The following is a 12746-nucleotide window of genomic DNA, read 5'->3' as shown; positions in this document are numbered from 1 at the left end:
CATCACCTTCATCTGAACACGTATTACTAATTCGCTATGGGCGCATTTTCTCCTGCTCACGAAGCAAAAGTTTTGTCAGTTTATGTTGGAAAGTTTCGCGATCCTCTTCACTCATCGCTCGCGGACCTTTCGTTCGTAAACCTGCTCTTCTCGCTTTGCTTGAGATATGCCGCCTTGTCAGGTACTCATCTACATTATCGCCGGTCAGCTCGCTGCCTCTCGGCGTAAGTACGGATGCACCTCTTGGCAAACAGAGCGCGGCCAACCCGTAGTCGCCCGTAACCACTACGTCCCCTGACCGCGCTGTGTTGGCAATATAAATATCCGCCGCTTGAAACGCTTGATCCACAAAAACAGTATGAATATCAAGACTCATAAGCTGCCAGTCTGGAGCAAATGCAGCATAAGAAGCTACAAAAATAACTCCTGCACCCATCTCAATGGCTGCAGCAACGATTTCATTTTTTACAGGACAAGCATCGGCGTCTACTACGATTCGAAGTTTAGAAGACATGTTCTCACCATTTTCGTAAAGCGTCGGAACTTTCATTAATCGTTTCACCGTTTATATTATATACGCTGTATCGTTTAAAATTCCTGCTTCGAAATCCGGATTTCCTCTACATCAACTCAGTTTTTGTCGAATCGATGAAAATAAGGATGGAACATGTCGAAGAGAATCCGAAGAATCCCTTCTTCATGTTCCATCCATTTACAACAACTACCCTACTGTCCATAGACGATAAATCTCATTGTTGCTTATTACGCCCAGACAAGCTTGGAGAAATCTGCGAAGCGCTGAATGTCATTTGCAATATTCGCAAGCAAAGCCAAGCGGTTCACCCGCACCGCTTGATCCTCAGCCATAACCATCACTTGTTCGAAGAACGAATGGACTTCATCCTTCAGCTGGGACAATACGCTCAGTGCCTCTGATGGATTGCTATAAGCTGCTTCATAAGCTTCATGCACACGCAGCCAGCTCTCATGAAGATTGCGTTCTGCATCCTGCTCGAACAGCTCAGAACGTATCTCCTTGCTGTCTGCTTTAGCAGCCAGATTACCTACACGGTTGAACGATTCAACCGTCAGCTTAAACTCATCTGCCTGTACAGCATGCATAAGTGCTTCTCCACGAGCTACTGTGAGCTTCACATCGTCATAGCCAGCAGCCATTACCGCATCAACAACATCGTATCGAACGGAATCAGACAACACATTCTTCACCCGCAAGCCGAAGAATTCATACAATTCTTTACGAACTTCCTCACGTTCACGTTTCAACAATCCTGCTTGTTCATATACATCAAGCGTAATGTTGAAGAGCGTATGCAAAGTAAGTGGAAGATTGCGTTCCAATAGAATTTGCACAATACCTGTCGCCTGTCTCCGCAAACCATATGGATCCTGCGATCCTGTCGGGATTATGCCGATGCCGAAGCAGCCAGTCAACGTATCCATTTTATCAGCCATACTGATAATCGAACCGACAAGCGAAGCTGGTGCTGGATCGCCAGCGAATCTAGGCTTGTAATGCTCGTTGATTGCTTGGGCTACCGCCTCTGGTTCCCCTGCCTTGCGAGCGTAATCCTCACCCATAACCCCCTGCAATTCAGGGAATTCATAGACCATTTGCGTAACAAGGTCGAACTTGCAAATATCCGCAGCACGGCTTACCCACAGCGCTGTCTCACGATCCGTCTGAACCGCCAGCGCCAATGCATCCGCAATTGCATGAATGCGGCGCACCTTATTCCCGATCGAGCCTAGCTCCTCGTGGAACACGATTGAATCTAGCTTGTGCACGCAATCGATAATTTTAAGCTTCTGATCTTCTTCATAGAAGAACTTCGCGTCAGACAGGCGTGCGCGCAGCACCTTCTCGTTCCCTTTTGCAACCATCTCCAATCCCTTGGAGTCACCGTTGCGCACGGTTACGAAGTAAGGAAGGAGCTGGCCCTCTGCATTCAATACAGGGAAGTAACGCTGATGCTCACGCATCGAAGTAATCAACACTTCTTGAGGAATGTTCAAGAACGCTTCATCGAATCCACCGAACAATACGGTAGGGGTTTCAACCAAGAACAGTACCTCTTCCAGCAAATCTTCCTTAATCGCAATATGCCAATCCTTGCTCTTTGCAAGCTCTTGAATTTGGTTCTTAATATTTGCTTCGCGTTCTGCCACATCAACGATGACGGACTGTTCACGAAGGCGCTCCACGTATTGAAGCGGCGCATCAATAACCGCCTCATCACCAAGGAAACGATGACCACGAGTCGTGCGGCCCGCTTTTACGCCTGCAATTTCAAGTGGAATAATATCCTCGCCATGCAGAGCAACAATCCAGCGAATCGGACGAACGAAGCGCATATCCTTCGCACCCCAACGCATGTTTTTCGGGAAAGTCATTGCATGAATAATTGAAGTCAATCCCTCAACGAGAACATCCGCCGTATTCGTCCCAAGGCTGCTCTTATTCGCGTAGATATACTCGACTCCGTTCAACTCTTTGAAGAAGAATTCCGACGGATCTACGCCTTGACTGCGTGCAAATCCAAGGGCAGCCTTCGACCACTCACCGCTCGCATCGTGAGCAATCTTCTTCGCTGGCCCCTTCACTTCCTCATGAACGTCTGTCTGCTTATCTGCAACGTCCTGAATGAGCACTGCGAGACGTCTTGGTGTTGCATACGCAGATACCGTTCCGTATGCAATCCGCGATTCTGTCATCCAGCGTTCCGTACGCTCCTTCAGTTGTTCCATCGCACTGCGAATGAAACGTGCAGGCACTTCCTCTAAGCCAAGCTCGAGCAATAAATGTCTAGGCATCTTGTTCCTCTCCTTTCTTCAAGAGTGGGAAGCCAAGCTTCTCACGTTCTTCCAAGTAAGTCGCAGCCACATGACGCGCAAGATTGCGCACGCGTGTAATGTACCCTGTGCGCTCCGTTACGCTAATCGCGCCGCGTGCGTCAAGCAGGTTGAATGTATGGGAGCATTTCAGCACATAATCATATGCTGGGAATACCAAATGGGCATCCATCGCACGATTTGCTTCTTTCTCGTACATATTGAACAGCGTAAACAACATCTCTGTATCGCTTACTTCGAATGTATATTTCGAATGCTCGAATTCAGGCTGGTGGAATACGTCGCCATAAGCTACGCCTTCTACCCACTCCAGATCGAACACATTTTCCTTGTCTTGAATATAGGACGCAAGGCGCTCCAAGCCGTACGTAATCTCTACAGCCACTGGATGTGCGTCGATACCGCCCACCTGTTGGAAATAAGTAAACTGCGTAATTTCCATACCATCAAGCCATACTTCCCAACCTAGGCCCCATGCACCCAAGGTTGGCGATTCCCAGTTATCCTCTACAAAACGGATATCGTGGATTGTCGGATCGATCCCCAGGCGGCTCAAGCTCTCCAGATATAATTCTTGAATATTGTCCGGAGATGGCTTCAAAATAACTTGGAACTGGTGATGCTGATACAATCGGTTCGGGTTCTCCCCGTAACGGCCGTCAGCTGGACGACGAGATGGCTCTACATAAGCTACGTTCCATGGTTCTGGCCCGATGGAACGAAGGAAGGTCATCGGGTTCATCGTCCCCGCACCCTTCTCTACATCATACGGCTGTACGATGATACAATTCTGCTCGGCCCAAAATTGCTGCAGCGTCAAAATCATTTGTTGAAAATTCACAGTCAGGACTCCTTTGCCTCATATTGACGGCATTGACGTATGGGAGAATGCAAAAAACTCCCGCCTCTACGCCTGATGCCAGACGTAGGGACGAGAGTTATATTCCCGCGGTTCCACCCTACTTGATCGAAATAGTCCGATCCACTTTCACATGAGCCTTGCTCCAAAGTGCCATTTCATTCGTTCGTTCGTTCAGGCTTCCACTGCCCCTGAATCGCTGCATTCAAACGCTGCGAACTACTTTCTTCTTCAACACAAGGTATACCTCAATTTATTGATTTATTATAGCGAAATGGATATTACTCGTCAAGCTGCGCCAGATCATATTTCTCCATCTGCTCAAGGAACTGCAATGATTTCAGACGTACCCCAACATGCGTATCCATGTAACCACGCATGCAAGCCCGAAGCTGCAGCTTAGTTGCAGGCTTCAATGTAATATTGCCCAGACGATGCAAGTCTGTCATCTCGAATTTTTGAAGCAATGCAAGCATTTGCAGATTGGCGACGTAATTCGCATGTTCCCTCGGCTTGCAGCTTGCACACAGCGCACCACCTAACCGCCAACTAAAAGCAGCAAGCCTCTCCTCTGTACCGCAAGCGACGCATGCATGCAGTTGAGGAGCTACGCCAGTTCGCTGCCACAATTTCATCTCGAAGAGATGGGTTGTCACCTGTACATCCTTGCCTTGGGCAATAGCTTGCAAGTAGGCATGGAATTGATCAAACATTGGCCCCCCAGCTTCTTCATCATGCAGTGCCTTATCCACTAATTCAGCCGCATAGGACGCATAGGCTGCCAGATGGAGCTGCTCACGAAGCTGATGATTCGCCTCTACTATCTCACAAGAATTAAGAGTACCAATATGCCCCATTCCACGAAAGAACACGTACTCCCCATAAGTGAACAACTGAGTCGCCGCAGCATGTCGGCTACGAACCTTTTTCGCGCCGCGAACAAGAACACCGACTTTGCCGTGAGATTTCGTACAAAGTGTGATGATCTTATTGCCTTCCCCATAGTCCATGCTGCGGATGACAATTCCTTCAACCCGATATAACACTCTCGTCCTCCCATGATTGACGCTGCATAATCATTATTAATCTGTAGATTGCTCCACGATTGGCGCAATCTCTGTTGGGTGCTCCTCAAGCTCTTCAGTCATTCCTGCCTGCTTATATAGCAAGTAAGCGTCGACATCCCCCGTCTTCGCAAATACATTCCATGAAAAATCACGCATTGCTACAATCCCCTTTCGTTAAGAGAACCTTAATCAATGACATGCTCCTATGATGCCCGCAAGCAACAATAGTGGCAGTTATAGTTGCTGTACCTGAAGCGAACGTTCGAGGCAATATCTTCGGATACAGACCAGTAAAACTATGCGTCATCATTTAGGTTGTGCTGCTTAGAAGGGAATATCCATTGCAAAAATTGGAGTGTATGGTTTAGACCAGCCTGTTCCTCGCTAGATTTACTCGTGTCTAAAACCAAGATCGCGCAAGACTCGATCCTGATTTCGCCAATCTTTTTTGACTTTCACCCATAGCTCCATGAATGTCTTGGAACCGAGCAAGTTTTCGATATCCTGTCTCGCCAACTTTCCAATTTCTTTCAACAAGGCACCCTGCTTGCCGATAACAATTCCTTTTTGTGAATCCCGTTCCACGAAAATAACTGCCGAGATATATACAACGCCATTCTCCTGCACACGCATATCCTCGATCGTTACCGCAATGGAATGAGGAATTTCTTCTCGCGTCAGGTGCAATATCTTCTCGCGAATCAATTCTGCAACGACGAATTGCTCCGGATGATCCGTAATTTGATCATCTGGATAGTACTGCGGGCCTTCTGGCAAATAGCCTCCGAGCACATCCAGCAGCCGGTTGACGTTGCTTCCATTTATCGCCGAGATCGGCACAATCGCTGCGAAGTCGTGCAGCTCATTGTACTCTGTAATCATCGGCGGTAAAGCCTCTGGATGAACCTGATCGATTTTGTTCATGACGAGTATGACAGGAGTGCGGACTTTTTTCAATTGTTCAATCACATATTTATCTCCGCCGCCAAGCCCAGCAGATACATCGACAAGGAAGAGGACAGCCTCTACCTCATTCAAGGTGTTCAGTGCCACATTGTTCATATAATCGCCGAGCTTCGACTTTCTCTTGTGGATACCAGGAGTGTCCAAAAATACAATTTGCGAGTGATCCGTTGTATACACGCCATGAATTTTGTTGCGTGTCGTTTGCGGCTTATCTGACATAATGGCGATTTTCTGGCCGATCACATGGTTCATCAGTGTAGATTTGCCGACATTTGGGCGACCTACAATCGCGACGAAGCCCGATTTATACGTATTACGATTCATTTGATCTTGATTATGAAACATGAATTCCCCTCCAAAACTTCTCTGTATGTGCATACACGGCGCTCTGCCGTTCAATAACGACAATAGCGCCGTGTATGAATGTCTTCATCCGTGCATAACGCGCAGAATCGCACCAAGCAGCTTCATTCCCGGTTCGAAAAAGATAGCAACGCCAACTATAACGGCGAATACCGCCGTCACGAGCACGGCTCCTGCGGCGGTATCTTTGGCTACCTTCGCCAATGGATGCGGTTTAGGCATCACGAGATCGACGACAGATTCTACTGCGGTATTCAATAGTTCAGCTGAGATTACGATGGTAATGGCGAGTCCTAGCCACAGCCAGTCCGAAGTCGATATTTGCAGTACAGCCCCTAATAGAAGTACCAACACACTCATTGCTGCATGTACCCTCATATTGCGCTGCGTTCGTATTGCATAGGCTATTCCTGCGAAGGCAACACGAAAGGTATCGCTCCACGGACGCTTCATTAGCGGCGCAAACCTACCTTCTCTAGCACTGCTTCCTGCTTGTCCATCATAATTTGTTCACTTGGCTCATCCTGATGATCATATCCGAGCAAGTGCAGGAAGCCGTGAACAAACAAGAATCCAATTTCACGCTCCAAGGAGTGACCATATTCATCCGCCTGCTCCTTGGCACGTTCTGTTGAGATGATGATATCGCCAAGCAGATCATTCATCTCATCCAATTCTTGCTCATCCTCAATTTCGTATAGAATGTCCAATTCCTCTTCAACAGATTCGTTCAAGGCAAAGGACAATACATCTGTCGGACGATCAATTCCTCGATATTCACGATTTAACTCATGGATTTGCTCATTATCAACGAACGTTAACGCGACCTCTCCCTCTTGAATGCCCTCCATCGCCGCAGCTTCCTGTAGGATACGCTCCAGAAGCTCAATTAGGGAAGGATCTATCGGGTAAATGTCTTGATCGTCATTCCATTCCAGCTTCATACTCGACATGTTCGTTGCTCCTTACTTGCAGTTTTAAGATGTACGTTCAACCGAATCAATCGCAGGCTACGACTTCGGAGCTTCCGCTGCAGCACCCGCGTCCTTATTCTTCAACTTCGAGTCATCCGGATACTCAATGCGGGAGTGGAAGATTCCCATTACAGTCTCCTTCAGTGACTGAGCAACAATATCCAGCTCGCGCAGTGTCAGATCACATTCGTTGAACTGATTGTCGTCCATCCGATCCTTCACAATTTTATGAATCATCGATTCAATTTGCTCGACTGTCGGATGACGAAGCGAACGCACTGCCGCTTCCACACAATCCGCTATCCCTACAATAGCCGCTTCCTTCGATTGGGCTTTAGGCCCAGGATAGCGGAAATCATCCTCAGTAAAGTCAGGCTCAATACCCTGTTCTTCCGCCTGCTTCTTCGCTTTAAAGTAGAAATACTTCAAGAAGGTTGTACCATGATGCTGCTCAGCAATATCTCGTATCGGCTTCGGCAGCTTGTAATCCTTCAGCATCTCAGCGCCGTCCCGGGCATGAGCAACGATAATGGACGTACTCAGCTTCGGATCGATTTGATCATGCGGGTTGTCCATATTCGTCTGATTCTCAATAAAGTAACTTGGACGCTTCGTTTTGCCGATATCATGATAGTAGGCACCTACTCGACACAGCAGTCCATTCGCACCAATCGATTCCGCAGCCTGCTCAGACAAATTCCCTACCATCACGCTATGGTGATAGGTTCCCGGTGTTTCTGTCAGAAGTTTGCGCAGTAATGGATGGTTCGGATTGGACAATTCAACCAGCTTGAGTGCAGACAGAATGCCAAATGTAACTTCGAAAAACGGCATCAGTCCGAGTACAAGCACAGATGTGAGCAGTCCGCTGGCAAAGGCAAATGCAGCCGACAGCATCGTATGACTCTGATTCATTGGCTCTCCATATAGCATGGACAGCGTCAGAGCGGTTACACTGCCGAAGATACATACCATAATGCCTGCCTTCAAGATCGTGGAGCGTTGGCTTGCACGATGAATGGCGAATATCGCTGCGTAACTGGTCACGAGCGCAAAAAATCCAAAATGGAAATCAAACAGCGTGCCTTGGTTGGTGTTCAAGATCATCCCCGCAACGATACTCAGAACGACTGCACATATATATGCCAGCGGCAGATCAATAAGCAGGGTTATCAGCATAACCCCCATCGCAGTTGGTGCGACATACCCGATATAAGGGATATCCTTCGTCTGCGCGTAGCCGATTATATGAATCGCAATAATATTGATTATAAAAATCAACACAAGCATCAGCAACTGCACGTTGTTGAACTTGAAATGAGTATGGCTTGATTGACGCATAAACATAAACAAGACGAGCGAGAACATCACAGACAGAAGCAACAAGCCAAATTGCGGCCAGTAGTTGACTTCAGATTTCAAGAGATCGTTCTCTTTCAGCAAATCATAAGTCTCTTGAGAGATAACCTGCCCTTTTTTAATAAAGATATCGCCCTGCTTAATGAAGATTGGCTGCGTATTCTCCCGCGCCTGAACCTTTGCATCCTTCGTTGCGTCATCATTGTAGAACTTGTTCGGCGTAATGCAGAGGCGAACGAGCTCCTGCACCACCTCGCGAGCAGAGCGCTTATCCAGCGAGCTTGCATTGACGTATTCCGGCACCTTAGCTCGTGGCACAGAGGCATCTGGAACCGCGTCAGCCATCAGCTTAGACACTAGTTCCCGAGCAACAGGCTTCATTTGTGCGACGTCTTCTTTAGTCAAGCGTGCAATTTTCAGGTACGTTTCTTCAGGGATATCGTACTTCTGCTCGTCAATGCGTTTCTTTACTTCGTCAAGCAGTGTACTCGAATATGTATCCTTATTGCGGCTTGTCGTCAGAAATTCCCTAAGATACTTATTGACCTCATCAGGGATGACGGTGCGATATAAGCTGATCTTTTGTGCGTACGATATAAGCTCATCGTCATTTAACTGGTCGATACGCTCGAACAGAGAATCGATTAAGCGCTCATTTTTGAGCGAGATAATCTCATAAATGGGCTGCACGCGCTCGGCAGCCTGCTCTTGAGCTTTAAGCGTTGCCTTCTTATCTGGGATTTGAATCGGTGCGATAATATCCTTCTCACTCTTCGCATTGACTTCAATATCCAGCTTCTCTGGCAGAATGCTCGGCGCCAAACTAAAATAAAATAATAATGTTAATAAGAAAAACAGAAGAAAACGTACGCCTACGCTATACTTCCATCCCGTCATATTCACTTGACGTTTGCTATTTCCGTTGCCGGAACGATTTGTCTGTAGCATAGAGAACAGTCCTCTCTATCCTTGGTTTTCGCTTTCCTTCTGGTAAGCTGTAATAATTCTCTGCACTAAGGAATGACGAACGACATCCTGCTCGGCAAAATGCACGAATCCGATCTCTTCAATTCCTTTCAAGATTCGCCCTGCTTCTACGAGACCAGAGCTCTTGCCGCGAGGCAAATCAATTTGGGTGATATCTCCGGTAATGACCATCTTCGAGCCGAAGCCAAGTCGTGTCAGGAACATCTTCATTTGCTCAGGTGTCGTGTTCTGTGCCTCATCCAATATGATGAACGCATCATCCAGCGTCCGTCCCCGCATATAGGCGAGAGGCGCAATCTCAATCAATCCACGCTCAAGAGCCTTAGCAACCTGTTCCGTGCCCATCACGTCATACAGCGCATCATAGAGAGGGCGCAAATACGGATCTACCTTCTCTTGCAAATCTCCAGGCAAGAAGCCAAGGTTCTCTCCGGCTTCTACTGCAGGCCGAGTCAGAACAATTCGCTTGACGGCTCCTTCCTTTAACGCAACGACGGCAAGTACAACGGCAAGATACGTTTTCCCTGTACCTGCAGGCCCTACACCGAATACGATGTCTCTCTTCTTAATCGTTGATACATAATGTCGCTGACCTATTGTCTTAACGCGGATCGGTTTGCCGCGGTATGTATGTGCGATTTCGCCCCTGAATAAATCAAGCAGCTCGTCAACCTTCCATTCCTGCGCTAAATCGACTGCATACATGATATCCCGTTCAGACAGGATAATATTGTTGCGAATCAGCTCGAGCAGAACGAGGAATAACTGCTCCAATTTTTCAGTTTCTTCCGCTTCCCCCGTAATGACAACCTCCGCCTCGCGCGATGTTACTAGTGCATCTGTACGGCTTTGAATCAAGCGCAGATGCTTATCTTGCGGCCCGAACAGGGCTAGTCCTTCAGCAGCATTTTGTAGTGAAATTTTAACAGTCTGTTGTTGCGACAAAAACCTCAGTCTCCTTGTATTCAGTGTCCTTGTTCATGTGGTTCTGATTCCGGTTGTGATTTCTGTTCAAACTGGCGAACAAGCGGAAGTTCTTCCGCTATTGATTGCTCCACTTCAAAAAGCACCTTCATGACCACTTTACCATTGTCCGTCTTCTGATGCAAAATTTTTTCCGAATGAATGCGGGCATTTGGTCCGTTTTTGCCGAGCACATCCGCCCTAGCTTGCTTCAGTCCTGCCTCTGCAGCTTGCGTCTCCGTTCGTTCCTCAGATGCGAACTGAACTTCCTTAATTTTCTCATTCGTCCAGCCAATAGGCAGCGACAACTGCCTCCATTTCAGCGTGTTGTCCTCCTGCAGCTGCTCATAATGAGCATAAGGAATATCTCCGAATCCAGAGACCATAAGTCTCCGGTTGCCTGTCACGATATATTTTCTTTCTTTCTCTTCCCCTGTGTATACTTTATGCTTCATGACGAGCGGCGAGGAAATCTCATATTGGTGCCAGACGAGCCCTCTTGCTTCTCCCTTGGCCGCCACATCCTTCGGTTCAGTTTCAGTTCCAACGGCCCCGGAAATAAGTACAGCGCCTTTTTTGACGCGGGCATTGCGGGCAACGACAGCTCGTCCATTCTCCGCGATAATATCAGTTACGATTGCATCCTCTGAAGCAACAATATGTCTTGGATTAACCAATTTCAATGAATCGGGCTTCGTTGCTTCAATCACTTGAATTGATACCCTGGTCCCTTCCCAATTGACTCCCACCCATGATGCCTCTTTCAGCTTCGTGTGCATCGCCTTCGCAATTAGATCAGGGTCACGCAGACGGAATGTCCACTGAAAAGGATATATCCCCTGCTCTTTCGCAGCCGCAAGCACCTGCTCTGTTGGTATGCGATCATTGCCCTTCACATCAATGGACCATACCAGCGAGGAGAGCATGTACAATCCAAGCATAAACATAGCGAAGCCAATCAAGAAGAACTTGCGGCGGAGGACTCGTCTCAACGCAAAAGGCCATCCTATCCGCTGCTCCACATGAACCCGACAGCCTGTCTGCTTCAAAATGGGCCTCAGGTTAAAATAATCAGACAGCAGTACATAGCACTGGAAGTCTTGGAACGAAGTCCGCTGCACATCCCACACTTGGATTTGTTTGGAGACGACAGCATTAATAAAAGACTCCGCATTCCCTCCTCGAATGCGAACCCGAACATAGCCGCGAGCATTGGCCAACGTAGGTGCCTTCACTTCATTTCCCCCGTTCCATTGTATGTGATATTGCGTATGATTCCTTCAATACGTATCTCTTCCGTCCATATCGCCCGAATAACAAGCTCTGATCCGGATATCTCTAGTTCTCCATTGGTTAGCGCCAACCGAACCAGTTCGTTCGAAAAATGCACAATCCCGCGGTGGTTCTCAACGATAAGATGCCGATTTCCAATCATGGCTAACCGGGGCGTATCCGATAATGTATCCTGCGGCAGATCCAGCCAATTCGCTGTCCAGTTGCTTAATTTGCGGCCAAAGCGACTCATTTTGCGACGGGCCCCCTTCCTATTCGTTACAATTTATGCGCAGAATGACGCGATTATAACGATTGCAGCGACCCTTCACGCGAGATCCTCGAGGAATATTCCATGTTAATGATTGTCTGTGGAACTGCAGAAATAAAAAAAAAGCCCCACTATGCAGGCTTAGCATGTATTGTACTGAGCCTGTATGTGGAACTTCTCTCTTCGCCTACAGTTGTTCCTAAACGGAACAGCGAGGACTTGTATTAATACTTATAGATTCAGCGGCGATGCTGATAGGGACGCTTGGCACGCGGCGGCCGAGCACCTCCGCCCAAATGACTCCCTGCATCACTTCATCAGGTGTTACTGCCCGGCTTGAAGAACCCTGCCCTTGTTCGGGTGAAGCAGCTGATGAAGTATGGCGCTTAGAGAATCTGGAAGCTGATCCGGACGAGATCGAGCTCGCCATTCGGTCAATTGCAGCCAGACGCTGCTCTAGCTCCGTAAGACGCGCCTCATCCGAGTCAATGGAATCATACGAGTTACCTGCGCTCGAAGCCATCCCTGCTGGCTCAGGTCGTTCAGCGCTGGCCGTATACACAGGCTGACGTTCTGGCCTGCGTTCTACCTCCTCGTATTCCTCCTCGCCTTCATCTTCATACCTCTTGTCATCGCTGCTTTTTGCAGCCCCTCCACTAAAATCAGGCATCCGGTTAGTTTTGTCCTTTTTCTTCGAGCCGCCCAGTGAAGAAAAAAGAGCTCCCAAAATAATAATCGCTATTAACGGATTGCTTGTGACGAAATGAATAATCTTCTCAATGATCACCATGGCT

Annotated in this window: 13 protein-coding genes; all 13 read right to left on the bottom strand. The window is 47.9% G+C overall.

All coding sequences use genetic code 11. From position 1 onward, the window contains the following. Positions 1-34 precede the first annotated feature (34 nt). Positions 35-514 (bottom strand): YaiI/YqxD family protein, encoded by a 480-nt coding sequence (locus tag BBG47_RS03210; RefSeq protein ID WP_065290520.1) that lies wholly within the window; start codon positions 512-514, stop codon positions 35-37. A gap of 248 nt (positions 515-762) precedes the next feature. Then, on the bottom strand, positions 763-2832 hold the full coding sequence (gene glyS / locus BBG47_RS03205) for a glycine--tRNA ligase subunit beta (protein WP_065290494.1): 2070 nt from the start codon (positions 2830-2832) through the stop codon (positions 763-765). Beyond that, entirely contained in the window at positions 2825-3712 is an 888-nt protein-coding gene (gene glyQ, locus BBG47_RS03200; protein ID WP_065290493.1) for a glycine--tRNA ligase subunit alpha, read from the bottom strand. The genes glyS and glyQ overlap by 8 nt, the downstream gene beginning before the upstream one ends. 299 nt (positions 3713-4011) lie before the next feature. Beyond that, positions 4012-4776, bottom strand: a complete 765-nt coding sequence (gene recO, locus BBG47_RS03195) for a DNA repair protein RecO (protein WP_021256796.1) — start codon at positions 4774-4776, stop codon at positions 4012-4014. A gap of 36 nt (positions 4777-4812) precedes the next feature. Then, complete coding sequence (locus BBG47_RS28855) at positions 4813-4953, bottom strand: YqzL family protein (RefSeq protein WP_072728894.1); 141 nt, start codon at positions 4951-4953, stop codon at positions 4813-4815. A gap of 234 nt (positions 4954-5187) precedes the next feature. Next, a complete protein-coding gene (gene era / locus BBG47_RS03190; RefSeq protein WP_370510413.1) occupies positions 5188-6108 on the bottom strand; it encodes a GTPase Era in 921 nt (306 codons plus the stop codon). Positions 6109-6192: 84 nt separating this feature from the next. After that, complete coding sequence (locus BBG47_RS03185) at positions 6193-6579, bottom strand: diacylglycerol kinase family protein (RefSeq protein ID WP_065290492.1); 387 nt, start codon at positions 6577-6579, stop codon at positions 6193-6195. Next, positions 6579-7079, bottom strand: a complete 501-nt coding sequence (gene ybeY, locus BBG47_RS03180; protein WP_021256799.1) for an rRNA maturation RNase YbeY — start codon at positions 7077-7079, stop codon at positions 6579-6581. Before ybeY ends, BBG47_RS03185 begins: the two co-directional genes overlap by 1 nt. 57 nt (positions 7080-7136) lie before the next feature. Further along, positions 7137-9407: an HD family phosphohydrolase gene (locus BBG47_RS03175; RefSeq protein WP_065290491.1), complete on the bottom strand. Its 2271-nt coding sequence runs from the start codon at positions 9405-9407 to the stop codon at positions 7137-7139. 15 nt (positions 9408-9422) lie between these two features. Continuing rightward, positions 9423-10391, bottom strand: a complete 969-nt coding sequence (locus BBG47_RS03170; RefSeq protein WP_065290490.1) for a PhoH family protein — start codon at positions 10389-10391, stop codon at positions 9423-9425. A 20-nt stretch (positions 10392-10411) separates the two neighbouring features. Next, complete coding sequence (yqfD, locus tag BBG47_RS03165) at positions 10412-11644, bottom strand: sporulation protein YqfD (protein ID WP_065290489.1); 1233 nt, start codon at positions 11642-11644, stop codon at positions 10412-10414. Then, entirely contained in the window at positions 11641-11934 is a 294-nt protein-coding gene (gene yqfC / locus BBG47_RS03160) for a sporulation protein YqfC (RefSeq protein ID WP_021256803.1), read from the bottom strand. The genes yqfD and yqfC overlap by 4 nt, the downstream gene beginning before the upstream one ends. Before the next feature lie 217 nt (positions 11935-12151). Continuing rightward, positions 12152-12742 (bottom strand): hypothetical protein, encoded by a 591-nt coding sequence (locus BBG47_RS03155; RefSeq protein ID WP_065290488.1) that lies wholly within the window; start codon positions 12740-12742, stop codon positions 12152-12154. Positions 12743-12746 lie beyond the last annotated feature (4 nt).

Source organism: Paenibacillus sp. KS1 (assembly GCF_001680695.1).
Taxonomy (GTDB): domain Bacteria; phylum Bacillota; class Bacilli; order Paenibacillales; family Paenibacillaceae; genus Paenibacillus_B; species Paenibacillus_B suaedae.
The sequence above is the reverse complement of the archived record's forward strand: the minus strand, read 5'-3'. Positions and strand labels throughout refer to the sequence as shown.